At 52.4% G+C, this 25,130-nt stretch carries 20 protein-coding genes; 7 read left to right on the forward strand and 13 right to left on the reverse strand.

Translation table 11 applies throughout. From position 1 onward, the window contains the following. Window positions 1-314: 314 nt before the first annotated feature. Window positions 315-1,085, forward strand: a complete 771-nt coding sequence (locus tag JE47_RS0103095) for a hypothetical protein (protein WP_031458345.1) — start codon at window positions 315-317, stop codon at window positions 1,083-1,085. A gap of 79 nt (window positions 1,086-1,164) precedes the next feature. Further along, window positions 1,165-3,507: a sialidase family protein gene (locus tag JE47_RS0103100; protein ID WP_031458346.1), complete on the forward strand. Its 2,343-nt coding sequence runs from the start codon at window positions 1,165-1,167 to the stop codon at window positions 3,505-3,507. Between the two features lie 523 nt (window positions 3,508-4,030). On the opposite strand, the gene JE47_RS20305 is transcribed toward JE47_RS0103100, so the two are convergent. Genes JE47_RS20305 through JE47_RS0103115 form a run of 3 tightly spaced genes read right to left on the reverse strand, consistent with a single transcriptional unit; the run spans window position 4,031 to window position 8,464 of the window. Continuing rightward, window positions 4,031-4,939 carry a nitroreductase family protein gene (locus JE47_RS20305; protein ID WP_035418908.1) on the reverse strand — a complete coding sequence of 303 codons (909 nt, stop codon included), beginning with the start codon at window positions 4,937-4,939 and terminating at the stop codon, window positions 4,031-4,033. A 44-nt stretch (window positions 4,940-4,983) separates the two neighbouring features. Beyond that, complete coding sequence (locus tag JE47_RS0103110) at window positions 4,984-7,326, reverse strand: FTR1 family protein (protein ID WP_031458348.1); 2,343 nt, start codon at window positions 7,324-7,326, stop codon at window positions 4,984-4,986. Between the two features lie 55 nt (window positions 7,327-7,381). Beyond that, entirely contained in the window at window positions 7,382-8,464 is a 1,083-nt protein-coding gene (locus JE47_RS0103115; RefSeq protein WP_031458349.1) for an EfeM/EfeO family lipoprotein, read from the reverse strand. 353 nt (window positions 8,465-8,817) lie between these two features. On the opposite strand from JE47_RS0103115, the gene JE47_RS21760 reads away from it, so the two are divergent. Both JE47_RS21760 and JE47_RS0103125 read left to right on the forward strand, forming a co-directional pair. After that, window positions 8,818-8,973: a hypothetical protein gene (locus JE47_RS21760; RefSeq protein WP_160173272.1), complete on the forward strand. Its 156-nt coding sequence runs from the start codon at window positions 8,818-8,820 to the stop codon at window positions 8,971-8,973. 53 nt (window positions 8,974-9,026) lie between these two features. Continuing rightward, window positions 9,027-10,481, forward strand: a complete 1,455-nt coding sequence (locus tag JE47_RS0103125) for a glycosyltransferase family 39 protein (RefSeq protein ID WP_031458350.1) — start codon at window positions 9,027-9,029, stop codon at window positions 10,479-10,481. A 45-nt stretch (window positions 10,482-10,526) separates the two neighbouring features. On the opposite strand, the gene JE47_RS0103130 is transcribed toward JE47_RS0103125, so the two are convergent. After that, window positions 10,527-11,168: a histidine phosphatase family protein gene (locus JE47_RS0103130; RefSeq protein ID WP_031458351.1), complete on the reverse strand. Its 642-nt coding sequence runs from the start codon at window positions 11,166-11,168 to the stop codon at window positions 10,527-10,529. Between the two features lie 99 nt (window positions 11,169-11,267). Between JE47_RS0103130 and JE47_RS0103135 the strand changes: the two genes are divergently transcribed. Continuing rightward, window positions 11,268-11,663 carry a diacylglycerol kinase family protein gene (locus JE47_RS0103135; protein WP_028458901.1) on the forward strand — a complete coding sequence of 132 codons (396 nt, stop codon included), beginning with the start codon at window positions 11,268-11,270 and terminating at the stop codon, window positions 11,661-11,663. Window positions 11,664-11,759: 96 nt separating this feature from the next. Next, a complete protein-coding gene (locus JE47_RS0103140) occupies window positions 11,760-13,433 on the forward strand; it encodes an ABC1 kinase family protein (protein WP_031458352.1) in 1,674 nt (557 codons plus the stop codon). Window positions 13,434-13,694: 261 nt separating this feature from the next. On the opposite strand, the gene purN is transcribed toward JE47_RS0103140, so the two are convergent. Together purN and purD are read right to left on the reverse strand one after the other, a co-directional pair. After that, complete coding sequence (gene purN / locus JE47_RS0103145) at window positions 13,695-14,321, reverse strand: phosphoribosylglycinamide formyltransferase (RefSeq protein ID WP_031458353.1); 627 nt, start codon at window positions 14,319-14,321, stop codon at window positions 13,695-13,697. Between the two features lie 3 nt (window positions 14,322-14,324). Continuing rightward, complete coding sequence (purD, locus tag JE47_RS0103150; RefSeq protein WP_031458354.1) at window positions 14,325-15,569, reverse strand: phosphoribosylamine--glycine ligase; 1,245 nt, start codon at window positions 15,567-15,569, stop codon at window positions 14,325-14,327. 464 nt (window positions 15,570-16,033) lie between these two features. Between purD and JE47_RS0103155 the strand changes: the two genes are divergently transcribed. Next, complete coding sequence (locus JE47_RS0103155) at window positions 16,034-16,504, forward strand: GIY-YIG nuclease family protein (RefSeq protein WP_236631117.1); 471 nt, start codon at window positions 16,034-16,036, stop codon at window positions 16,502-16,504. 101 nt (window positions 16,505-16,605) lie between these two features. Here JE47_RS0103155 and JE47_RS0103160 read toward each other — a convergent pair whose 3' ends face one another. The 7 genes from JE47_RS0103160 to JE47_RS0103190 form a co-directional block, all read right to left on the reverse strand. Next, window positions 16,606-16,944: a hypothetical protein gene (locus tag JE47_RS0103160; protein WP_031458356.1), complete on the reverse strand. Its 339-nt coding sequence runs from the start codon at window positions 16,942-16,944 to the stop codon at window positions 16,606-16,608. Window positions 16,945-16,964: 20 nt separating this feature from the next. Then, entirely contained in the window at window positions 16,965-18,200 is a 1,236-nt protein-coding gene (locus JE47_RS0103165) for a hypothetical protein (protein WP_031458357.1), read from the reverse strand. Window positions 18,201-18,218: 18 nt separating this feature from the next. After that, a complete protein-coding gene (locus JE47_RS0103170; RefSeq protein WP_031458358.1) occupies window positions 18,219-18,836 on the reverse strand; it encodes a c-type cytochrome in 618 nt (205 codons plus the stop codon). A gap of 9 nt (window positions 18,837-18,845) precedes the next feature. Next, window positions 18,846-19,385, reverse strand: coding sequence for a DUF3341 domain-containing protein (locus JE47_RS0103175; RefSeq protein ID WP_031458359.1), 540 nt, complete (start codon window positions 19,383-19,385; stop codon window positions 18,846-18,848). A 12-nt stretch (window positions 19,386-19,397) separates the two neighbouring features. Then, on the reverse strand, window positions 19,398-20,858 hold the full coding sequence (nrfD, locus tag JE47_RS0103180; protein WP_031458360.1) for an NrfD/PsrC family molybdoenzyme membrane anchor subunit: 1,461 nt from the start codon (window positions 20,856-20,858) through the stop codon (window positions 19,398-19,400). Window positions 20,859-20,860: 2 nt separating this feature from the next. Continuing rightward, on the reverse strand, window positions 20,861-23,950 hold the full coding sequence (locus tag JE47_RS0103185) for a TAT-variant-translocated molybdopterin oxidoreductase (protein ID WP_031458361.1): 3,090 nt from the start codon (window positions 23,948-23,950) through the stop codon (window positions 20,861-20,863). Window positions 23,951-24,017: 67 nt separating this feature from the next. Continuing rightward, window positions 24,018-24,677 carry a cytochrome c3 family protein gene (locus JE47_RS0103190; RefSeq protein ID WP_031458362.1) on the reverse strand — a complete coding sequence of 220 codons (660 nt, stop codon included), beginning with the start codon at window positions 24,675-24,677 and terminating at the stop codon, window positions 24,018-24,020. Window positions 24,678-25,130: the final 453 nt, after the last annotated feature.

The following is a 25,130-nucleotide window of genomic DNA, read 5'->3' on the forward strand; positions in this document are numbered from 1 at the left end:
TGATGTATCAGGTTTAGTTTGGTATGAAGACTTGAAAGAGATACTTTTGATAGCAGGCGTATCTTTTGACGCACTCCTGCGTTATATAACTATCAGCAGCTTGTTGCTCCTCATCTGGTATTGCTCCTATGTCCTAACATTACAGTACAGCATCAGGAACATCGACTCTCCTCACGTCTCGCTGCTCGCTCCTCAAATAAATTTAGCGCTAAACTTTTACCGTTTTCAGTACTTTTTCGTTATATGCTGTCTCTATCAATATCGTCGGCTACGTTGTACAATGTCGGTATACTTCATCTGCAAGGAGGATTACGATGTGGAACCGCCGACCTATCCTGCTCATTTCATCACTGTTGTTGGTGGTAGTGGTCATCATCGGAGGCTTGTGGCTGGCGCTCCGTCCCGGTCAAGCCGAAGAGGGAGGGCCAATCTTGCAGTATCCGCCCGAACCACCAGCCCCCACCATCGGCCCCAACCCGACCGTCCCCGCCAGCCTGGCCACCGGTCCGCAGTTCGTGGCCGATTTCGCTACTGCCGACAGCCTGACCGTCTGGCAGTCCGTCGAGCTTGATTTCGTCTTACCTGAAGACCGTGCCAACTGGGTCATCGACAATGGCCGCTTGCGCCAGGATTTTGCCGGTGAATTGCGCAACAGCTCGCTCGCCCAGGTCACGCTGCTGGCGCCCACCACGTTCACCGATGGTGTCGTGCGGGTGAGTTTCTACGATGAGTTTAACGGGATTGCCGGGGTGGTCGCTCGCTATCAGGGTGAAGTTGGCTACGAGGCGAGCTATTATGTCCTGCGCCTGCTGAAGCGCGAGTACGAGGCAACGCCGAAATACGCGCTAGAAAAGGTGGTGGATGGGGTAGTGACGCCGCTGGCAACGATGGAGGGGCCGGGCTTTGCCCCGCGCCAGTGGCACGTGATCGAGCTGGAGGTGCGCGGGAACACCCTGACCGCCCGTCTCGATGGCAAGCTGCTGATGCAAGCCAACGATGCCCAACCGTTACCGGCAGGGCAGGTTGGGGTCTACACCCGTGCCATTGGTGGCATCCTGTTCGATGATGTGATCGTCACACCATAGCCGACCCTCTCATACGTTGATCTTGATGACATACCCACATATGAGAAAGTCATTGCATTCTCTACAGGAGATCACTCCTATGATGCGTCTACCTTCAATCATCATCACCATGTATTGCATCGTTGTTGTCCTGGTTGGCGTATCACCGCTTCCTTCACAGGCACAAGAAGGAGCTAGCTTCGTCCTTGAAACCAATCTTCCGGCCAGCAATACCAAGTACCCGCAACTAGCTGTTGATGCGAATGGCGTGTATGTAAGTGCTACCGACGGCATTTCATCAGAGAATAATGGCACGGTCAAACTTTGGATCAAAGGTGAAGAAGATAATGCCTTTCCAGCACCCTTACCGCTCGGCACTGTAGGCGCTGGGATTGCGCAGGATTGGGTACAGACGGCTGTTACGACTGCATCCACCGGCGAGGTCTATGTGCTGTGGATCGATCAGGTCGCTAAGACGATCCAGTTTCGACGTCGTGAACCAGGTGGTGCCTGGAATCCAGCAACATTTGAAGTAATGCGGGGTCATATCTTTGCGGTCGAACCGGCTTTAGCGGTACGTACAAACGGTCAAATCGTCGCTGCTTGGCGTGACGACAAAAATATCAATTTTGCCTACTCCAATGATCGAGGGACGACATGGTCAGCCGTGGGTTCAGTACCGGGAGCGCTGGCTTACAAGTCACAAACAGCAATGGCTGCTGGTCCGAATGGCGAGTTGGCGATTACCTTCACCCGCGATACGCCACGCCCATTGCACGTTATGGTCGCGCTCTGGAATGGCACCGGTTTTAATCCACCGGTTGATGTAAACGGCAGCACATCAGCAGTCTTTGCCGATGCCAGCGTCTCGTTCAGTCCTGATCCGGCGCCAAATACACGCATCGTAGTCGCCTTCCGTGGCGCAGATGACGGTATCTTCTTTGCCGAAAAGCTGGTCAGCAATTTTAGTGGCCCATGGACGGCAACTCAATTAATTAGTGGTAAAGGTGATGGCCGGGTGAACGTTGACTACGACCAACAGGGGAATCTACATCTCGCCTGGATTCGGCAGGGTACCAATCGTAATGTCAACCAACTGTTCTATGCTGTCAGGCCAGTAAATCAAGGTTTCCTCCCCGTTGTCAGTGCTCCAACCGTTGCACCGGTATTCAATGCGTGGGGTGATGCTCGAATCGGAGTGCGGAGCTATATGCACGTCATCCATGAATTGTTCCAGGGCACCGTACCACTTCCCCGTTACGTCTTATTCCGGGCGCCCGGCGCCATCTTTGGTTCGCGCCCACAAATTGAAAATGATGCTCCGGTCATAGGGGGTGATGGTAAAGTTTCGGTGAATGTCACCTTCCCCGATCTCGGTACAACGAATCTCCCTGATCAAGTGCGCTGGCGTTGGGGAGCACCGCCGACCGATACTGAAAATGACTCGGGTGGCTGGCAGCCGTTTAATCCAACTGGCCCGACCAGTATCCTGACAGTGCCTATTCCTGACTCACTGCGAACTGATGCTGGTTGTGTGGAACGAGTGTTGTATACACAATTGCGTCGTACAGCGAACAATCTCATCGATCAAGTGCGTTCAGATGCAGTTGTGATCGATACCGGTGTGTTAGCCGGAGTGACGGTTGGTAATCCCTTCTCACGCCTGCGAACCTCGCCGTTTACTGCGCTTGCACCGGCCGACCTGATCAGCGAGGGTGGGGCGAATGATGGACACCCCGATTATACTCGCATCCAATCCGTCTACGTCGAAATTCGCAACCTCGGCGATTGTAGCGGTTTGCAAAACTTTGCCCTGGCTCCTAACACGACAGTTCTTAATAGTGTAAGTAATATGACGATTAGCGGCGGTCGGTTTGCGAATATCCTACCTTACCCCGACATAGTGACCGAAGGCTCGTTACCGGTAGTAATTCGGATCCGCGATGCCCTCAATAACTCGATAGTGATTAACCGTACCCTTATTTACGACAATACACCACCTGTACTCAACGGCGGTAGTTTGCAGGTACTGCCAATTCCCGGTAGTGCAACGATTATCGTTAATCTTGAATTTACAAATATCGCGGTAACCGATAACCTCTACCCCGGGCGCGGTTTCTGGGGGGTTTGGCTAGCCAACAGCCGTACTCCGGTTGCCGATCCGGCAAATGATCCGAATCTCGTTTGGTTCCCGGTTGAAGCTCCCGGCGATAGCAACAGCTTCACTATTACGTGGAGTCTGGCCAGCGGTTTAACGGAAGATCAGCTCACACCAGGACCATACTACGTGTATGCTCGTATACTCGATGGCGCCGGAAATCCGAGTGTGAGCGGTAGTGCTGGTCCTAACAGCAGTCTCAGTGCCGCTCTCTTACCGGCAGCCACCATCACCCTCGATCAGGTGACTTTCCCGAAAGTGTATGTGCCACTGCTCCAACGATAGACTGGCGTTCAGTTGGGGGTTCTGAGAGTCGATACTTCCACCAGCTTGAGCGTGCTTGCAGCATAGCTGCGGCACGCTCAAGGGTTTTGCCGCAACTGAGCGCCTATCTGAAGTATACCGAAGGAAGGGGCAGTTTGCGAACTGCCCCTCAGATAAGGTGGGGCACCGTCGTCGGGGTGCAGCGCCGCTGCTCCCGTACATCTATCGGCCTGGTTTCATTCGTTGTGCTGTGACGACGAGTGTTCGGAGAGGCATTGTCGTCGCGACAGGCATGCCCGGCATCACACGGTAGAGAACGTTGGTTACTGATGTAGTGAGCAAGTTTCCAGCCGCACCCGATGAGTGGTCGTTGAAGCTAACTCCCGCTTTGCCTTCCTGCCCAGATGCTGTTCCACTTACGCCTTCCTCGTCCTGTGTATGAGAGGAAGCGGATTAAGGGGAATAAGTGATCACCCTTCGCAATACGCAATACGAAGAACCCTGGTTATCTCTTCTGGCAGTGATAGAACGATCCTTACTCTGATTAGTCACTATACCAGACGACCTTTTCTGTCAGTGGACGGCGGCGACCACGAGGCCATTCATGGTTCACAGGACGGCCAACGTAGAAGAAACCCAGTAAGCGTGTTTCCGGAGCAAATCCTATAGCACCGGCAACATGTGGATGAACCGCACAGCCGCCACTCATCCATTTTCCGGCAAGCCCTAATGCACTGGCTATCAGATGCAGGTTCTGAACAGCACAACCTACAGCAATCAGTTCTTCCCACTCTGGTCGTTTTGGATTTGGCTGCATACCGATAGCGATCCAGACTGGTGCCTGCCATGCCCGTTGGCGCTGTGATTTTTCACCAGAGCTTCCAGGTGGCTGATCTGGATTTAGAAGACGAAATGCCGTACCAAAAGCTTCACTAAGCATATGGCGGGCATCTCCACTGAAAACAGCAAAACGCCATGGTTCAGTTTGACCATGACTTGGGGCCCAGTTGGCGGCTTCAAGCATCAATCTTACTGCTTCCAGATCAATCGGATCGGATGACAGCTCTTGGAGGGCAAAACTGCGGCGTGATGCAATAGCGTTGAGTAATTGCTGAGGAAGTTCTGGCGAGCGTATCGGCAATGGCGACTCTAGCCAAATCTCAGATGATACAAGCTGGCGAGCTTTTTGCGCCATAGCAATGAGTACAGGTCGTAGTTGTTCGGTATCGGTCAGTGGTGGCTCAAACGGTAGAAAAATAGTCGTTTCAAGATCATCACCGATGGCATGAATCTCAATGCCATTGGCTGCAAGACGTGTTATCAATGCCCGTTTAGCCCAAGTGATGCCAGCCAAACCACGGGCATAGTCCAGAACCGCATCAGCGTGATCACTGTTCATATGTTTGATGGCTGCTTCCGCAATTTGTGCAATTGGATCGTGAGATTCTGTCATAGATTCTTCAGCTCAGTTTTTCGCTGTCCGGTAACGTCAACTCGTTAATGTGCCATTCCGTAGCGTTGCTCACGTCGATGCAAATATTCGGCCAGATAATAGCTTCCAATGACGAAGATTGCTGCAGCGGCTTGCAGACCGATACCTTCCCAGGTCGGATATACGCCAAACCAGAAACCAGTCCAGTAAGGTAAGTTTAGCCAACGTATTGGGTGTATCGGTAGCCAGCCGATAACTTGCAATACGTTGACCGTATGTCCGACCATCTGGAGAAGGACAGCACCAATCAAAATGCCGGTAACAATCAACATTTTCTTGTGCGGCAGCTTCATCTGCATGACAAACACCGCCAGTCCAACGAGAGTGGTAAGCGCCAGTCCGATAGCAACACCTGCCAGAACCGTGGTGATCGAATCGCTTAAAATCAACGCCTGAAGAAAGAGCACCGTTTCAAACCCTTCACGATAGATACTGGCGAAACCAAGAGTGATAAGACCGATCCATTGACCAGTTTGCCCACCGATAATCTGTTTCTTTTGTTGATGGAAAGAAGCCATCCAATCTTTCCAATAGACATCGTGAAAGAACCAATTGGTAATCAACAGTAATACAGCAACAGCAATCAGTGAAACAATAGCTTCCAGAGTTTCACCGAAGCGAGCCATCGCCATTAATGTACCCTGCGCTAAAAGCCACGTTAACGCGGTTGCCAGTATTGCCAGGCAAGCACCGATCCAGATGGGACGACGGAATCGTCGTTGAACTGGCGTTCTGAGACTACCCATCAGTGACGCTAAAATAAGAACTGCTTCGAGACCTTCACGAAATACGATCACAGCAGAGTTTATTGTAACGGCCAGAGGTGCATTGCTACCAGCTAAAGCCTGTTCAGCCTCGGCTAGTGCCTTATCGAGGGCAATGCGTGTAGCGGCGATCTCCGATGGTGCGGCCCGTTGTTCTATCAGGTATGCCAGGCCTTTGTGTTCGTTCTGCCCATACCAGAAATAGCCTTCAATAATTGGCTTGTACTGTGGCGCAAAGGCAATAAGCTTCGCTTCCGGTCCGATTTCCATAATTGCGTATGCCTCTAAACGAGCCGATTCAGCCAACGCATATTCGCCCGCACGCACGGCTTGTTCCATCTGGTCGAGAGCGGTACGAATAACATCAAAGTCCGCGTTACTGTTTTGTCGTTGCCACTCTGGCGGCAATAGCTCACGTAGATCGGCAAGAAGCGCTTCAGTAGTCGATTTGATCGTTACCGGATCAGTAACCTGACTACGATTACCAGCGTTGGCCAACGCAGTACCGAGTTCCGCCAAACGATTAGCCACAGTGGCTGCTAAGGCTGGATTCCTCGTTTCCAGGAGATCACGCAGGTCGGTAAACGCTGCCTGTGCGCCGGTAAAGAAGGTAATAGCCTCACGAATTTCAAGATCAATGATTACCTGTCCATTCCGTACACCACGCTCATATTCGATTGGGACGAGCTGCAAGAAGCGTAAAAGCTGACCACTCCGCCGTACTTGTTCAGCAGGGCTGAGTGGTGCGGCTCGAAAACCACGCAACAATTCCTGCACACTTTCTAAACGTAAGGCAACAGGTCGACCGGTAGAAGCTTCCTGCTGCAACTCCGAAAAGAGAGTTTGAGCTACAATGAGCGCTGTTTCGCCCCGCTGTTCGGCATAGGCAGGCGCCAGAATTGTAAAATAGCCAGCAGCGAGAGCCGCCGCTTCAGCACGTCGGCTGACGAATCCTTGCTGATCGGCATTTGCCAGGCTCTGCAGCGCTTCTTGCAAACGTGCCTGATACGTATCTAGCAGATCGGTCTGTACTGCTGCCAGGGCCTCTGCCGGCGACAGAATGCCGTCTACTGCCGCATAGACCGCTCTGGTGGCATCAGCATTGGGTCGAACAAAGCGATTAGCATGGCGAAACTCACGCACGCTCAGCCACCGGCGAGCTGTCGACGTATCACCATGTTGCAATGCCCCTGTGACCACACTATACCCGCCATAGAGCAGACCCGTCCAGATTTGCGCTCGTGCAGCCGCGAAGCCGGACATATCAGACGTTTCCAGTGCAGTCGCGGCTGAGCGAAAACCGTGTTGAATGATGTTGTCGGCAGTGACAGAATAGTGAACTATATCCGACCTGATAGCAGTGTATTGACGATACAGCTCATTCAAGTGAGCCTGAGCTGTGGTTGGATTGTTTGCTTCATTTAATTGAATCTGGATCAGTGAAGCTCGAATATGTTCGGCAATCTGGCCGGGTGATGGAGTCTGAGCGAATGTATCTGGCGTAACCAAAAATACGATAATGCCGATCAAGAGAAGCCAGATGAAGTTCGTGCGTGCTATACGGTAAATTGGCCGATATTCCATACAACAACCTTCATGGTAACACAGGACAACCGGTGTCAGCTTCACTAAGCACTCATTATTCAGCGAGGTTTATCCCGAGTACTCCGGCCATCTGACTAATCTGACCGGTTATCGCTGTTGCAAGGTTTTGCGCTTCAGCACCCAATGTATCAGCTTCTTCAGGAGTAAAGCGGCGACCACTACGCTCTTGGGCGTATATATCAGCAACAAACGCTTTCAAATTGCGCAGGCCATTGGCAATCTGTGCGGCCTGATCGGGATCAACCGTTTCGATTCGCGGTCGAATTTGGGCGTAAACAACTTCAAGGCCACTCAGAATGTCCTGAATATCAGCCAATCGTGAAATAACGTTGAAATCGCGCTGGGTAGACGCTTCTCCTAGTACGAATCGCGAATCACGCCACGAGGCGAAATATTCGCTCATTGTTGGCACCATCACGACCAGAGCAGTAAAGGCGTCAGACTCGGTTGGCGTCCAGGCCCGTGCACTGGCATCAAGCTCTCTGACCATCTTGACTAATAGATCAGCTCCAGCCTTCAAGACATTGGCATCTGGTAGTGTTTCCCCGAATTCGATGGTGCCGTCCTCATTCCAATCAGCCTTTACCTGACTAGCAAAGGCTGTTTCAGTTCCCCAGAGTGTGCTTTCAGTGACGCCAAACAAATTGCCTGGTTTGGGGAGTATGCGACCGTCTGGCAGAACTAAATCAAATGAGACTGCATTTTCTGGATCTTCATCACCCGCAGCTCCTGCATCGAGATCGACATCAAACTGGGCAAGTGAGGGGGTTCCAGCTACAATTCCTTCCATCTTCTCATAGATTGGGCTGGCAATCATCCAGGCTTCCCGGGCTGCATTAATTGCAGCAATAGTATCGTTTCGCCGATCCTGCCAGAGCCTGGCATAGTCAAAATTAACTGATTGGGCAAGTTCATAGTAGCGATTACTGGCAGTCTGTAATTGGGTTGCGGCTGTGACAAGTGCACCGGTGTGATCGAGGAGATACTCTTTAATACCCTGAAGGTTCGTAGCCACGGGAGAAGAGGTAGGAGTGATTGTGGCACTTGTTGCACTGCATCCACTAAGGAGCAAGAGCATCCAGATTAAGAACACGTTGAGATACCGTCGTGACGTCATAATTCCTTCTCAGCAATTGTGCATAGTTATATAGCTTAATCCTAGCCACTCCATGAGCATACTGTAAAACTCTTTGTTAGTATAACCTAATAAATAATGTTTGTCAATTTAAAACATATAAAAATTTTTCTATCCCGCTTCAACGAGCCAAACCCACCATTCGCGATGCGTTTGCCGATTCGTCGTACAATAGCACTGTGCGGAGCAAAGGGGAAGAGTAGCACTGCACGAAACAATTGGTGTGGAGGGATGAGTGCACTGCAAAACTCACCACGGAGCACACAGAGTACACAGAGCGTGTAAGGTTTATGAATAAGAGGATCATTTTTGGCCATTAGGCGTATGGAAGAAAAATGTTCACAACCCTACGTTCAATGAAAGATAAAATTATCTTTAGTCTCTGCGATCTCCGTGGTCTCTGTGGTGGAAAGATCACTGTTTTGCAGTGGAGTCAGGGAAGCTTACCTACCAGCAATGCCCGCCAACGTGAAGGCATCCTACCTGCCTAGTCGAACCAGTAGGTACATGAACCTTCTTTGTACTACCAGGAGTAGCGTGACGTATGCGCGCTTTTTTTGCCAACCGCGACCTGGGACCATTCGTCATCGTCCTGGTCTTTCTTGCCCTCTTGCCGCTGAGTCTGCCGCGGATCGCGCTGAGCGATGAAGTACAGTATTACGCCTATCTACGCTCGTTTTATTTTGACCGTGATCTCGATTTCAGAAATGAGTATCAACATTTCGCCGACATCGGTTTGCAGAATAATGATGATGCGGTGTCTAAAGCTCTTTTACGTCAAGACGATGCTAACCCCAATCCGAAGACCGGCAAGCTGCGCAATGTCGCCCCAATTGGCTCAGCACTACTCTGGGCACCTGGTTTCGTGCTAGCCGATCTCTGGGTGCAGGTGGTAAATGCTACCGGTGCTGACATTCCACGCGATGGTTATAGCCGACCCTATATCGTTGCTGTTTGTACAATGTCGGCCCTGTATAGCCTGCTCGGCTTGTTGCTGACCTATCGCCTGACCCGTTTCTACACCGATCAGGCGCCAGCGCTGATAGCAACGCTGACGATCTTCCTTGCCACGCCATTAGTCTTCTATACTTACCTGGCAATGGCCTGGTCACATGCCGCTGGTTTCTTCCTCTTCACGCTCTTCCTTACGATCTGGATGTACGGTCGTGAGGGATCAATCGGGCGTAGCGATGGCCGACGTCATTGGAGCGTCTGGTTTGCGTCAGGTGTGGTCGCTGGTTTGATGGTGATGACCCGTGAGCAGTTAGGCTTGTTGCTTATCATTCCTGCCCTGGAGGCACTGGCTGCTTATATCGGTGCTCTGCGGCGCTGGCAGTGGTCGGTGGTGCGCGAGCTATTTATCGGCCATATGATCTTTCTTGTTGTGTTTGTGTTATCGATAACACCGCAACTGGCAACCTACTGGGTGCTCAACGGGCGGCCTGGCCCATCGACAACGGTTGGGAGTAAGCTGGCGTTTGTGTCGATCGGATGGTTGTCGGTTCTGGTTAGTCCACACTTTTGGGATACCCTGATTCATCCAGCCCATGGTGCATTGCTCTGGAGTCCGATTTTGGCGATAGCCCTGATCGGTTTGATCTGGCTCTTTCGGCGTGATGGGCCGTTGGCACTACTGCTGTTCGTTGGTTTTTTGGGGCAGGTCTATATCAATGGCGCCTTCGGAACCACCTGGCATCTGAGTGGATCGTTTGGCTTTCGGCGTCTGATCGAGTGTACACCGATCTTCGTGCTGGGGTTGGCCAGCGTGCTGTCTTGGTTGCAGATGCGGGTCGGCTGGAAGCCGTTATTGGCCGGTGCGGTTTTGTTTGTCTTCTGGAATGTGGGACTGATCGCCCAATGGACGTTTATCAGACCAGATTTGCGGAAGGGGTTGATTTGGGATGGGATGCTCTATTATCAACTTCAGGTACCGCTTCAGGTACTGAGTCGCTTGTACGACATCCTGTTCGACCGTTGCCGATTAACCACGAATTGCTAACCAGGTGGGGTGACCACTGGGTCACCCCAGCCTAGTCAGGGCGATCTACAAGGCATGCTGCTGTTCACGGGTAGTTGCTAGGTGGCCCAGATGGCAGGCCTCACTCAGGCTAACCAAGTAAGGTAAATCATCGCCGTACTCGATGACGCTGATACTGGCATTCGTTACCCAGATGCGATTAATGCGATCCATATTCATGCCGAGCGCATCGGCAACCAGAATCTTGACAATCACATCATGCGTGCTGATCAAAACGGTCTGATTGGCGTGAATTTTACAAATCCGCTCACGAAAATCGAGTACCCGCTTGAGAACGTTAGAAAAACTTTCCCCACCTGGCATTTGCGACCGCGTCGGATGCTGGCGCCATTCGCGCAACCCGTCGGCGTAGCGTTCCATGATCTCGTGCAGGTATTTCCCTTCCCATTCGCCGTGGTTGATTTCGAGTAAGGCATCATCGTAAATGATTTCGAGACCAGGATGATGGGCAACGATGGCTTGTGCAGTATGGGCAGCGCGTTGGAGTCGGCTGCTGTATACCACGTCGATCTTTTCGTGTTTCAGCCGCTCACCCAGAGCTGCTGCCTGTTTACGGCCCAGCTCAGAAAGCGGAGCATCTTGCTGGCCCTGATAACGGTTGATTCGGTTCCATTCACTCTCGCCATGACGGACAATAATCAGTCGCATAGGTGCAGTTCCCTCAACACGGAATGAAGCTGGTCATCAGCGCCATTATAGCCGAGATGGTATCATTTGTGATGAAGAGACTTAGCAAGGAAGAGACTAATGGCTGCGCCAATTGATCGGAGCACCCGTCGTTTGATTGCAGCGTTTCGTTATGCCTTTCGCGGGATCGGTCATCTCGTTCACACACAGCGTAACTTTCAGATTCATCTCTTGATCGGTGCGATTGCGGTCAGTCTGGGCGTCGTGTTACGCATAGATCGCTGGGAGTGGCTCGTTCTGACGTTGACGATAGGGTTAGTGCTGGCTGCAGAAGGTTTCAATACGGCTGTCGAAGCCGTCGTTGATCTCGTGACCCGCGAGCATCATCCCCTTGCTCGTATCGCAAAAGATGTAGCAGCCGGTACAGTTTTGCTCTGTGCTTTGACCTCTGTGGTAGTAGGTATTCTGATTTTTGGGCCAAGATTATGGGTACTCCTCACTCTGTTGATCAAATAAATAAGTTTTTGCGTGGAAATTTAAAAACTGCGTTATACTACCTCTGATACTATACCTTTGCTCGATAGTTTACGACGCTTACATTCGGTGCTCACCATGTGGCCACTCGTCCGGCAGGCACGCTATCTCGGTCGCTATCGTGAAATTGCTCAGGTGCTGGTTCACCACGGATTTGGCTATCTGGTCGATCAGCTCGGGCTGAGCGCGCTCTTATCATTGCCGCGACGGGTCATTTTACGAGCACCGGCGCCGCCGCCCCTTGGCAGTGCCGCACGGCTGCGTGAGGCGCTGATTGAGCTTGGGCCGACGTTTGTGAAGTTGGGTCAGGCGTTAAGCACTCGTCCCGATTTATTGCCGACCGATGTAATTAGCGAGCTGAGTAAGCTACAAGATACGGTCCCCCCCTTCCCTGGTGAACAGGCAGTGGCCCTGATTGAGGCGACGTTTCAAGCCCCAATTGAACAAATATTCATTCACTTTGAGCGACAGCCCTTTGCGGCTGCTTCACTCGGTCAGGTGCACGCTGCTGTCTTACCCGATGGTACGCAAGTGGTTGTGAAGGTACAGCGTCCCGATATTGCCAATCGTATTCAAACCGATTTGGCGATTCTGGCCGATCTGGCCGCGCTAGCTCAAGAGCGTCTGCCTTTGGCCGCTCAATACAATGTGTGCGAGATTGTTTGGGAATTCAGTGCAATGCTGCGCGCCGAGCTTGATTATGTACGTGAGGCACGCAACGCCGAGCGCTTTCGGCAAATGTTCTGCGGGAACCCAAATATTTACATTCCGCGGGTGTATTGGGAATATACCGATACCCGCATCCTTACGACCGAGCGTATTGTTGGTATCAAATTGAATGATACTGCCGGATTACGAGCTGCTGGTGTTGATCTGCCACGATTGGCGCGGGCATGCCTCGATATTACCCTGGAAGAGATTTTTGCCCACGGCTTCTTTCATAGTGATCCTCACCCAGGGAACTTCTTTGTGATCAACGGTGATGTGCTAGGGGTAGTCGATTTTGGTCAGGTCGGAACGCTTGACCACGCCACAATGCAGGGTTTGCTCTGGATGATGGGAGCACTGGTCAACCACGATAGTCAGGGCTTGCTACGTGCACTTGAGCGGCTAGGAGTTATTGCACGGCGTTCGGCAACAATGGCATTACGGCGCGATCTGGAACGTTTTGTTGAGGGTTTTGTTGATCGACCGCTGGGGCTGATTTCAGCCCGTGAGACGTTCGAGGGTCTCACCGCGCTTCTACGCCGACATCGATTGGTCATTCCTGGGCCACTGGCCACCCTGCTGAAAACTATTGTGATGATGGAAGGGTTAGGAATGCAGCTCGATCCAGGACTGAATGTCTTTGCCGCAGCCCGTCCGTACATACAACGGGCATTGCGCGAGCAGATCAATCCGACTGCACTCGGTGCCCAGGCACTTGCCGGTGGTCGTGAATTGGGTGAACTGGCCTTTGAGATTCCCATGCAATTGAGCCAGAGTCTGCAACATCTTAACGATGGTGAGCTACGCCTTCAAACCCGTGAACTGGAATTGCGGCGCGTTGCCTCGGCGCTCATCGGCGCGGCCAACCGCCTAGCACTGGCATTGGTTGTGTCGGCATTTATTGTTGGCGTTGCGGCGCTGGTGATTGCTATGCGTGCATTTAACTGGTACGGCCTCTTGCCATGGACGCTGCTCTTCGTTGGAGTCGGCGGGGTTGTTACCGGTGGAATCATGTTGACATTGGCCTTATTGCGCCGTGAATAGAAAGACGACTCTGATTGCTTGTTGACATCCAGCGATACCTCCGGTGTGATCGTAGTTGCTCACCTACAATCATTGCTAGAGGAAGCTGATAGATGCGTTGAGAGAATGCCTACGTACTCCCCCACGACCTTCTTCCAACAGAGGGAGGCTTCCTCCGTTTTCAGTACGGATGGCGATACTCAGCATAAACAGGCCGTGTGCCACCCCGAGCAATGCATCCCGATGTACGGGCGCAGCGGTGCTGCGCCCCAACTGTTGCCCTTAGTCAGTATGGCTGAGCAAACGATTAATTGTGGCAACGATTAATCGCCGCTCAACAGCTTTTATTCGTTCATGGAGAGATTCAACTGTATCATCAGGTAAGATCGGTACTTCAGCTCTCGCCAGAATGGGACCATCATCAACCCGTGGTGTAACCCGATGAATAGTGCAACCGGTGACAGGCAATCTGAGGCGAAGCGCATCGGCGACGACGTGGGCACCGCGCAACGCCGGAATGACCAACCCACTGCTGGTTGTTACGGTATCACCACCATCATCCGGTAAGAGGGCCGGATGTTGATTGATCACCCGCTCAGGGAAGCGTTCTAGAAATGAAGCCGAGAGGACGCGCATAAAGCCGGCAAGTACAATCAGATGCGGCTCAAAGCATGCCACCACTCCGGCCAGACGCTGTTCCCATTGCTGACGTAGTGGTCCCCGTGGCGCTAGTAGCGGAATATGAGCCGCAGCAATACCGGCCTGAAGCGCACGCTGTAGCCCATACGCCTGAGCACGATCGCTCACAACCAGGACCACCTCTCCGGCCAGATCGCCATTTGCCTGCGCATCGAGCAGCGCTTGCAAATTGCTACCGCTCCCACTCAACAAAACGACGATATTGGGCACGGCTTACTCCTGACCAATATCGCGCCGGAAATGTTTGCCTTCGAAGCGGATTTGATCGGCAGCGGCGTAGGCGCGTTCCCTAGCCTGCTTCAGCGTTGAACCGAGGCCGGTCACCCCTAAAACCCGCCCACCTGCCGTACAAAGGCCGTTAGGGCCAATCGCAGTACCGGCATGAAACACCATAACCTGATCTTCATCGAGCGCCTCAACACCACGGATCACATCACCCTTGCGGGGACGACCAGGGTAGCCAGCGGCGCATAGAATGACACAGACAGCGTAACCCTTACGTCGGCGCAGCAGATTGGGCTGTAATTGGCCGGTGGCACAGGAATACAGCGCTCCGAGAAAATCGCCATCGAGCAGTGGTAAGACGGCTTGGGCCTCTGGGTCACCGAAGCGGGCATTGAACTCGAGTACTTTGGGGCCTTCGGCGGTCAGGATTATTCCGGCGTAGAGCAAGCCGCGAAACGGTGTTCCGCGGGCGGCTAACTCTTGTACGACCGGTTGCATGCAGCGAGTAACGATCTCATCGAGGATTGCGGGCGTCACCTCATCAACCGGTGCGATTACTCCCATACCGCCAGTGTTAGGGCCGCGATCACCTTCCTCGAGGCGCTTGTGATCGCGCGCCGTCGGCAATGGCCAGAGTCGCTCACCATCGCAGAGCGCCTGAACTGAAACCTCGCGCCCGTACAGTCGCTCTTCGAGCAAAAGGTGATGACCGGCGGGAATACTGCTCAATTTTGTAATCGCCTCGAGCGTCTCGTCCAGAGTCTCAGCGACAATGACACCTTTCCCTAACGCCAGACCATCTGCTTTCACCACCCAGGCTTTGCCACTAGCGCGGGCAAATTCAGCCGCTTCAGTTGCCGAAGCAAAGACATGGCTCTGCGCTGTTGGAACGCCAACCGCTGCCATAATCTCTTTGGCAAACGACTTACTGCTCTCGATGCGTGCGGCTGCTGCCGTTGGCCCAAAGGCCGGGATGCCAGCAGCCTGAAAGGCGTCAACGATACCGTCGGCAAGGGGGTTATCAGGCCCTACCACCAGGAGATCAATCTTTTCTTGCTGGGCAAGATCAATGAGAGCCGGGTAATCGTTCAGCGGGAAGGGAACATTACGGCCGTAACGTCCGGTACCAGGATTACCTGGAATAGTCAGGAGTTTCGTAAAGCCAGGTGAGCTGGCAATTTTCCAGGCCAGTGCGTGCTCACGCCCACCAGATCCAATCAGTAATACGTTCATAGATTTGTCATTACGATCCATGCTTTCTTGTGTACCAGTGATGACAAGTATAGCATGATCGTCGCCATTGGATGACGGGCAAGAGTCAGATTATGAGGTGGCGACGCCTCATCGTAATCGGTACCGATTACAAGAGTTGATACGTTACACGCTATCAAACAAGCCAGGTGCTCGTGCCAACACCGGATTATCGGGTTTATTGCTTGCTGGTCTATACCTAGCCCGGCGAACCAATTGAAGATTGAGTCCACTGCAAAAACTCACCACGGAGCACACAGAGCACGCAGAGCGTCTAAGATTTATGAATGATAAGGATAATTGTTGACCATTGGGCGCATGTAAGAAAAAATTTCCACAACCCTCTGTTCAATGAAAGATAAAATTGTCTTTAGTCTCTGTGATCTCCGTGGTCTCTGTGGTGAGAAGATCACCTTTTTGCAGTGAAGTCAAGATTGTATAAACGTATGCAAATCACCATCATAAACCTCCTCCCAACAGAGATTGAGCGGTTCCCCGAACTTCGGGCCAGAGGAACCTACTTGTTGCATTTCTGGCTAGAACATCCTCTCGAAGCGATCGCCATCGGTCGTTTTGGAATCTTCGCGTTAATGCCCGGCCATTACTACTATATTGGGAGTGCTTTTGGCACAGGCGGCCTGGCAGCCCGACTTCGACGGCATATGACCATCCACAAACGTTGCCACTGGCATATCGACTATCTACGCCCGTACCTTGAATTACAGACGATATGGGTATCACCAACAAACGAACGTCTAGAATGCGTCTGGTGTACATTACTGGCAACATTACCAGAATTATCACGCCCAATTACGCATTTTGGGGCTTCTGATACAGGTTGTGGAGGGCACCTGTTTTACGCAGTAGATGCCGTCACTGAGGCACGTATACATCACGCATTGCTGGCAGCAACATAACCCAATGTTCATCTTAACCCAACAACAAACAGGTGCAGTACATCCCCATCTGTACCGCACCTGTTTATGTTTGGCAGACGAACAGCTCGACTACACGTAACCTATTCCCGTACCGGCAATCCACGCTCAACGATCAGATCCATTGCCCGATCAATCGGAATGTGTACCTTACCCTCCATCGTGTAGCCATAGCTGTTGAGTAATCTGCGTGTCTCGTTAACGTAGGACTGATACGTGTTACCGGTTACCGGTGCTGGTTGCGGAGTAAAGGGCAACCGTCCGGCCAACAACACGACCAGACTCAGAACGATAAATACCATCAAGCCAGCGATCATCAGCCGACTCAGGGAAGGTTCAACTGCTGTACGGCTGGCCCGCGCCGGTTGTGAAGGTCGAGCAACAGTATAGCGTGGCGCAGAATAGTTCGGACGATAGCTCATTGGTCTCTCTCCTCTACGTGTTAGTGATGACCACTATTCTGTAACTGCTCCATATTCGGATCGCGGAGAGGCAGGAGCGGCGCTTGCTGGACATTGGCAGCAAACAGCGCTACCACCAGACCGATCAAGCCAATCGGTGCAGCAATATCAGTAATGGTAATATCCCACAGATGCTCGCGAAATTCGGGCAAAATGATCCAGGCCATATCGACAAAGCGCATGAGCACAATCCAGCCAGCAATTGTGGCAAGGGTTGTCAGATTGCGCTTCGTACCACGGAAGAGTAATACAAAGAAGGGCAATGCAAAAGCGAAGAGCATCAAAGCCAATGCCACAAATTCCCAACCGTGCTGAGTGCGATGTACATACCAGGGTGTAAACTCCGCGACATCACCTGACCAGATAATGATCAACTGACCATAAGACATGTACGTCCACAACACGGTAAAGGCAAATATCAATTTACCAATATCGTGGATCGGCTTCACCGAGACATACTCTCGGAAAAGAGTCGCATCGCGTACACGGCTCATCATCAATGCCAGGAAAGCCAGGGTCATAAGACCAGCATTTGCCATGTAGTGCGCACCATAAATTGTCGAGAACCAGTGTGGGTCAAGTGACATCGCTACGTCAAACGAGAAGAACGTAACGGTGATAACGAAGAGTGCGGCCCCAATACCGCTTAGACGGCGCATCCGGGTTGCCAACTTCTTCGCATCACCGCCAACATCCTGCTGGCGAGACCAAGCCCGCAGCGTGTACGCCAGGATTGTCCAGATCACGAAGAAAATTGCAATCCGGGCTGTCACCCACAATGGGCTTAGCCACGGCACCTTGTGGGCAATAATCGGATCAAACTCAGCGCCATCAGGTGTCACTACTTCTGGATTTGCCCACTCATACAATGGGTGCTCGAGCCCCAACGCCTTGTACGTATCGAAATAACCGAGGGCAATTGGGATGAACAGCAATCCCATGATTGGCAACGTAGCAGCGCCGGCTTCGAGCATGCGGCGCACCGTAACTCCCCAGGCGCCACCGGTTAGATGCTGTACCATCAGGAAACCGAGACAACCGAGGGGGATTGTCATTGCTACATAGTAGCCATAAATATACGACTCGAAGAACGATGTTGGATTAAGAAAATAACCAGCAACCAGTACGCCGATACCCAGTACAGCGGCCGTCAAACCCAGCATTTGTACCTGTCCAAGCTGTGGGATACGGGTCTGTGAGATAGTTGTTGTCGCCATGGATTCTAACCTTCCCGCCTAGTTACCAAGCCGTGCTCGTTCCTCAGGAGGCACATCATCAATAGTAGCATTTTGGCTCAACTGTAGTGCCCGAATGTAAGCAGCAATTGCCCAGCGATCCTCTGGCGTAATGCGTGACGCATAGCCATACATCGACTGATAGCCACCATTCTGAGGATCACCGCGGTAAACGCCATTCGTAATGACAACGAAAAAGTGGCTCAGCGGCGCTTCACGCAAACGTTGTTGATGGAAATTCGCCGGTACAATACCACCCCGTTCGGCAACCATACTTGCCCCATAGCCAGCCTCGCCATGACATACAGCGCAGTAGATGTTGTACTTCAGTTGGCCACGTAAGAGCAAGTCTTTGGTTACCGGGAAAGGCATCGCATCCACTTCCTTTCCATCGATCAGACCGGTATAGAGAAACTCATCGGTCTTGATAACTTCATACGGGATCGTTCCCACTACATTGGGACGCGATGAACGTCCGTCAGCGAAGAAGCTGCTCGGCTCATAGGTAGTGTACTTCTGCTGATCGTACATGTCTTGATGGCATGCGGTCAGCAACAGCACCAGGAAGCCGATCCAACCGAAGCGAATGATACGTGATGTCAGGCGAGGCGTCTGCATGGGATTCCCTCAGTATGTTACTTCAGAAACCTGCATCGGATTCAATGAGCGCAGGAACTGCGAAGTACGCGAACGATCAAACAATGGATCTGTTGCTTCAATGCACAAGAAGAAAGCATCTTGTGACGCATACTGAAAACGGGGAACGTTGAACACCGGATGGTACGGCGCCGGTAACCCGTTTAACACGACCATTCCAATTGCCGAAGCAAACGAAGCCAGCAGAATACCACTTTCAAAGGTGATCGGGATCATTGCCGGCCAATTGGTAATATCGAGTGGACGACCACCGACATTTAGCGGATAATCGACGATATTACCAATGTATTGTAAGATAAACCCTGCCGCCGCCCCGATCAGCCCAAAGAGAAGGACGAGCCGCGGTACACCCGTATCACCGTGAGCAATTTCCTCAATCACCTCTTCAATCGGGAAGGGTGAAAAGGCATCCATCTTTGTATAGCCGGCGGCTTTCGCCTTGCGTGTCGCTTCAATGAGCGCTTCAGGTGTTGGAAACTCGGCCATGATGCCGTATACGTCGTTACGCATTGCCTTCCTCCTCTAGTCTGCTGTGGCTGCACCATGAGCAGGGCTGTGATCGTGCCCGTGATCGTGGGCACCGTGCTCTGCCCGTCGCCTTGCTTTCTCAGTCTCTTGATACAGGAACATCCGCATCTCAAAGATGTTGATCATCGGCAAGACCCGGATGAAGAGGAAGAGCAGCGTAAAGAAGAGACCAAAGGTACCGATATACAGTGACCAGTCCCAGATCGTTGGGATATATAGACCCCACGATGACGGCAAGAAGTCGCGTTCGAGCGAGATAACGATGATCACGTACCGCTCGAGCCACATACCAACACTGACAATTAGGGAGATGATAAGCAATGCTGGGATATTCTGACGCACCTTCTTAAACCAGAGCGGCTGGATTGCAACTGCGTTGCAGAAGAGCAGACCCCAATATGCCCACGAGCTTGGCCCAAACAAGCGGTTGTAGAGCAAGTATTCCTCATACTCATTACCGCTGTAGAGCGAGGCAAAGACCTCCATGAAGTAGCCGTAGACCACAATCATCCCTGTGGTCAGCATCACCTTCGCCATAACGTCAAGGTGATGCATTGTGATGTAGCTCTCGAAACCATAGAAGGTACGTACCGGGATCATCAGTAGCAGCACCATCGCGAATCCGGCAAACACGGCACCAGCCACGAAGTAAGGTGGAAAGATCGTAACTTGCCAGCCCGGCACTTGCGAAATGGCGAAGTCGAGCGAGATGATAGAGTGTACTGACACTACCAGCGGCGTTGAGAGACCGGCCAGCAAGATTGAGGCCATCTCGTAGCGGTGCCAGTGGCGAGCAGAGCCACGCCAGCCCAGCGCTGCAATACCGTATAGCCGCCTCACCCAGATATTCTTGGCCCGATCACGCAGGGTGGCGAAATCGGGAATCAATCCCACCAACCAGAATATCAGCGATACTGTAGCATAGGTTGTAATTGCAAACACGTCCCACGCCAGAGCGCTGCGGAACTGTGGCCACATCCCGTGGGTGTTCGGATACGGGATCAGCCAGTAGAAGAGCCATGGCCGACCAAGGTGCAGGATCGGGTAAAGACCGGCGCAAGCCACCGCAAACAGAGTCATTGCCTCAGCAAAGCGGTTAATCGAATTGCGCCAGCCCTGATTGAGGAGCAACAAGATCGCTGAGATAAGAGTACCGGCGTGACCGATACCGATCCACCACACGAAGTTGATGATGTCCATGCCCCAGCCGACCGGGATATTAATACCCCAGATACCGACACCACGAATGAACAGCCAGGTTACCGCCACAAAAAAGATCATCAACATGAAAAATGCCACACTGAAGCCAGCCAGCCAGCCTTTAGGCGTCTTCAGCGGCGGCGTGAGGGGAACATCGCCGATCTTAGCAGAGATCGACGAGTAGGTTTCTCCCGGCAACAGATAGGCCTCCCCATCGTCTACTGGCCGGGTGCGGAGTGGTTGTGCCTGTGCCATTGCTAGCCTTCCACCTTTTCTAGTTCCTCTGACGGATTGCGGACACGGGCCAGATATGTTGTGCGCGGAATGGTGTTCAGGAATGCCAGCAAGCTGTAGTTGTGCCCTTCTGCTTTCCACTTCGCGACGCGGCTGTTTTTGTCATTAATGTCACCGAAGACAATTGCACCGGTCGGACAGGCCTGCTCACAGGCGGTCTGAATCTCGCCATCGTTAATCACGTATGATGACTGACCAGCCTGTACTGCCCGTCGCTTGGCAGCAATCCGTGCGCCGCTAATGCGTTGTACGCAGTAGGTACACTTCTCCATCACACCTCGGACGCGCACCGTCACATCTGGGTTGAACGCGAGCTTGAAGGTCTCGGTTGTCGTATCGCTGTATTGCAGGAAGTTGAACCGCCGTACTTTGTACGGGCAGTTGTTCGAGCAATACTTCGTACCGACACAACGATTATACACCATATTGTTCAGACCTTCGTAGTCGTGAACGGTGGCCGCAACCGGGCAAACGACCTCACATGGCGCTTTTTCGCACTGCATACAATTGACAGGCATCATGTAGATCGAAGGGTTATCAAGATCCTCACCAGCAAAGTATCGATCAATGCGGATCCAGTGCATTTCGCGCCCGCGTGAGACCTGATCTTTGCCTACAACGGCGATATTATTTTCGGCCTGGCAGGCAACGACGCAGGCGTTGCAACCGATGCAGGCATTGAGGTTGATGGTCATACCCCAGGCATTCCGATCAGTGTAGTCATCGCCAGGTTGCAAAGAGATATAATTTGGCGACTCACGTCCATATTCCTCTTTATAGACCTCTTTGGCAATATATTTGGGGTCTTCCTTAAACTTCTTGAACTCGCCAACGCGATAGATGTCGCGGCCTTCTAATGTCCAGTGATCCTGAGTACTTACCAGCAGATACATCCGACCGGTGTTAGTTACTCGTGCACCGGAACCAAACCATGGACTATCACTGGTACGAATCGGGTAAACGTTAACGCCGACACGGTTGCCTACCCGTCCAGCATGAGTACGCCCATAACCGAGATTCAGTGTAATGGAATCTTCAGCATGACCGGGCAACAACCAGATAGGAATCTCAATGACCCCACCACGGTATTCAATACGGGCAATTGTACCGTTGACCTTCGAGAGCTGTTCGAGATACCGCTGCCGCTCACGATCGTCTTCTTTACCGCCAACCAGGCGTTTTGCATCGAAAGGCAACCCCAAGAGCTTGATCGCTGTCCGCGGACTCATCAGTGCTGCATTGTCCCAAACCAGCTTCGTCAGGGGACGAGGCAGCTCTTGCAGCCAACCGTTATTTGCATAGAAGCCATCGAAAAGTGAGGGGTCAGGACGGAAGACAATTTCAACCTCTGTATCAGGCTGCGGAATAGGAGCGGCGCGAATAGCCGCTTCATTGAGTTCAGGGGTAATGACCGGTGCAGCAGTATCAGCAATCACACCCTGAGCGAGTGCAATCTTCCAGTTCGTTTCGCCAATGCGCTCAACCCAGAACGTTCGCACCAGATCATAGCTGTCGGCATCCGGTTGACCGAGCATTGCTGCCAGCAGTTCGTTTGCCGTCTTCCCGCCGTAGAGTGGTTCAATCAGCGGCTGGATAATACTGGCCGTACCGTCAAAGGCGCGGGCATCACCCCAGCTCTCAAGCGGGTGAGCCTGTGGAATGTGCCAGGTGGCAAGAGCTGAGGTCTCATCGACAAACTGACTCAGGTGGATCGTCAATGGAACACCCGCCATACGGTTGGCAAAGCGCAGATCGCCAGGCGCATTGTAGACAGGGTTTCCACCGATGATAATTAACGTCTCAACGCGACCAGCGGCCATCTCACTAACCAACGCGACCAGCTCTTCTGTCTGATTGGTCGGACGCGCTTCTACCGGTTCGTGATAGAACACCGTCTTACCGACATTGCCTAGTTCAGCGTTAATCAGATGAGCAAGGGCGTGAACGACGGCAGGCTGCTGTTCGCCAACGAGCACAACCGACTTCCCGCGATGCTCTTCCAGATCGCGGACGATGGCTTTCAAGAACTCTTCTGCCTTCGGACTGAGATTCGTTGGTGCGCCACCTACTCCTAGTTCGTGGGCTAGAGCACCCGTAAAGGCCGCAACAGCATCAGCACGCAAGGGTAAGCGATGATCGGCAGCCGTACCGGTTGTGGATGGGCTGGCTTCAACCACGTACAACCGGTTCATTGTCTCACTACCCTTCCGCACCTTCCGGCCTTCGGCGAAAGCGCGTGCATACGGAATGAACCCCGGTCCGGGCGCCAGAAAATCGGCATCAAGACTGACAATGATCTGTGCTGCGGAAAGATCGTAGCGGGTCGTAATATCGCGACCGAAAGCCAACCGTGCTCCGGCCACAACATTATCGCGATTGATCGGCTCGTACTGATACCAGCGCGCTTGTGGGTACGCTTGTAAAAACTGCGCAATCTGCGCTGCCAGCGACGGCGATGTTACAGTTGTCGTCAATAAGCGCACACCGGCGCCTTGCGTTGCGCGAGCAGCGGTCAGCGCATTTTCCAGGGTAGTGGTAAACTCAGCCCATGTACTCGGCACACCCTGTCGCAACACTGTTGTCGAGCGATCAGGGTCGTACATCGTCAAAATCTCAGCCTGAGCAAAAAGATCGGTGCTTCCTAGGCTGGCCGGATGACGAGGGTTACCTTCGACTTTCGTTGGACGGCCTTCGTTCGACCGCACCAGCACGCCAGTACCGTACCCACCGAGGGTCAGGGTTGAGGCAAAATACTGTGGCACACCAGGGATCCGACCTTCCGGCTGGCGATCAAATGGGGCAATGTACTCGCGTGGCTGATAGGTGCATGCAGTGACGCCAGCCAGAGCCAGTGAGGCTCCCATTAGCTTCAAAAAGGTGCGCCGACTGATCCCATCGCCCAACTCACTCGCACCACTCGGAAATTCGCGTTCTACCAGCTCGCGGAAAGCTGGTGAGTCGGCTAACTGATCGAGCGAACGCCAGAATTGTGGTCCACGGGCGTCGCGCAACTGGGCGCGAATCGCTTCGAGATCGGATTGTTGCTGTGTCATGGTTTCTACCACCGTTGATAACGCTTCCCAAGAGGCACGCAGGTTTCACCAAACTGATTTAGGCGAATTAGCGATGGCACACATAACAGTTCGTTAGCTGTTCTGGCGGCATAATGCCGTATTCTTCCACTAATTGTCGACCGATCTCCAATTGGTTCGCCGGTGGTACATAGTCCATGTTGTAGACTTCTTCACGTGGGCGAACATACAGCTTAGGATTTCGGTGGCAGTTTAGACACCAGCCCATATAGAGAGCCTGTTGCTGCCAGACCACCGGCATGTTATTGACCTGACCGTGGCACGTTGAACAGCCAATCCCTTTGTTGACGTGGATTGAGTGGTTGAAATACACAAAATTAGGCAGGTCATACACCTTTACCCACTCGATCGGCTTACCGGTGGCGTAACTCTCGCGCACCTTTTCAAGCAGTGGGCTATAGGTCTTGATTTGGGAATGGCAGGTCATGCAGGTTTCAGTTGCCGGAATGTTGGCAAAGTACGACTGATCGACTGACGTATGGCAGTAACGACAGTCTATGCCAATCACATTTACGTGTAGTTGGTGGCTAAACGCCACTGGCTGCTCAATCGCGACATTAACCTGTCGGAAGTAGTTCGACCGGAAGTAGACACCGAGAATGAGAATCCCTTCAACGACGAGCAAGACGAGCGCAAAGATGCTCAAACGAGCCAGCAGGTTGGCGTTACGGGGAAAAATCTGTGCCATGTTGCATTACCCTATCCAGGAAGCGAACTGCACGATGTCACCTAATCGGTATTATAGAACCGTTTTGCTTTTGCGTCAAATACCAGGACGCAAGTTCCTCTACTTTTGCCGTACAGGATGCCAAAAACGCGAAATAGATAGCGTGGTTTAAGTGACAGGTTTTTGCATATTTTGCATAACCCCTCATTCTAGTCACGTTGTCACATTGCCGCCTGGGTCACAGGTTTACCTGTGGCGATCACCTTCTTTTCTAATCATATCACAATTTTTTGTGCAATGAGCGTGCAATCTTGTGACAAATAGTGCAAGGAAATGTTCTTTCTGGTCTTTGCGTGACAACTCCATCTCGGTAGAAGCGGACCTCCTTACGCGGGTGTAGAGGTTTTTTTAGAGCTTGTACTCGACGAGTGACTGACTCCTCGCACTTTCACCCCTCCTGCTCTTCTCTCACAG

Source organism: Chloroflexus sp. MS-G (assembly GCF_000735195.1).
Taxonomy (GTDB): domain Bacteria; phylum Chloroflexota; class Chloroflexia; order Chloroflexales; family Chloroflexaceae; genus Chloroflexus.

Excerpts from the sequence above, each read along its gene's own strand:
- JE47_RS0103095 (WP_031458345.1), top strand. The coding sequence starts at position 315 with ATGTGGAACCGCCGACCTATCCTGCTCATTTCATCACTGTTGTTGGTG.
- JE47_RS0103100 (WP_031458346.1), top strand. The coding sequence starts at position 1,165 with ATGATGCGTCTACCTTCAATCATCATCACCATGTATTGCATCGTTGTT.
- JE47_RS20305 (WP_035418908.1), bottom strand. The coding sequence starts at position 4,939 with ATGACAGAATCTCACGATCCAATTGCACAAATTGCGGAAGCAGCCATC.
- JE47_RS0103110 (WP_031458348.1), bottom strand. The coding sequence starts at position 7,326 with ATGGAATATCGGCCAATTTACCGTATAGCACGCACGAACTTCATCTGG.
- JE47_RS0103115 (WP_031458349.1), bottom strand. The coding sequence starts at position 8,464 with ATGACGTCACGACGGTATCTCAACGTGTTCTTAATCTGGATGCTCTTG.
- JE47_RS21760 (WP_160173272.1), top strand. The coding sequence starts at position 8,818 with ATGTTCACAACCCTACGTTCAATGAAAGATAAAATTATCTTTAGTCTC.
- JE47_RS0103125 (WP_031458350.1), top strand. The coding sequence starts at position 9,027 with ATGCGCGCTTTTTTTGCCAACCGCGACCTGGGACCATTCGTCATCGTC.
- JE47_RS0103130 (WP_031458351.1), bottom strand. The coding sequence starts at position 11,168 with ATGCGACTGATTATTGTCCGTCATGGCGAGAGTGAATGGAACCGAATC.
- JE47_RS0103135 (WP_028458901.1), top strand. The coding sequence starts at position 11,268 with ATGGCTGCGCCAATTGATCGGAGCACCCGTCGTTTGATTGCAGCGTTT.
- JE47_RS0103140 (WP_031458352.1), top strand. The coding sequence starts at position 11,760 with ATGTGGCCACTCGTCCGGCAGGCACGCTATCTCGGTCGCTATCGTGAA.
- purD (WP_031458354.1), bottom strand. The coding sequence starts at position 15,569 with ATGAACGTATTACTGATTGGATCTGGTGGGCGTGAGCACGCACTGGCC.
- JE47_RS0103155 (WP_236631117.1), top strand. The coding sequence starts at position 16,034 with ATGCAAATCACCATCATAAACCTCCTCCCAACAGAGATTGAGCGGTTC.
- JE47_RS0103160 (WP_031458356.1), bottom strand. The coding sequence starts at position 16,944 with ATGAGCTATCGTCCGAACTATTCTGCGCCACGCTATACTGTTGCTCGA.
- JE47_RS0103165 (WP_031458357.1), bottom strand. The coding sequence starts at position 18,200 with ATGGCGACAACAACTATCTCACAGACCCGTATCCCACAGCTTGGACAG.
- JE47_RS0103170 (WP_031458358.1), bottom strand. The coding sequence starts at position 18,836 with ATGCAGACGCCTCGCCTGACATCACGTATCATTCGCTTCGGTTGGATC.
- JE47_RS0103175 (WP_031458359.1), bottom strand. The coding sequence starts at position 19,385 with ATGCGTAACGACGTATACGGCATCATGGCCGAGTTTCCAACACCTGAA.
- nrfD (WP_031458360.1), bottom strand. The coding sequence starts at position 20,858 with ATGGCACAGGCACAACCACTCCGCACCCGGCCAGTAGACGATGGGGAG.
- JE47_RS0103185 (WP_031458361.1), bottom strand. The coding sequence starts at position 23,950 with ATGACACAGCAACAATCCGATCTCGAAGCGATTCGCGCCCAGTTGCGC.
- JE47_RS0103190 (WP_031458362.1), bottom strand. The coding sequence starts at position 24,677 with ATGGCACAGATTTTTCCCCGTAACGCCAACCTGCTGGCTCGTTTGAGC.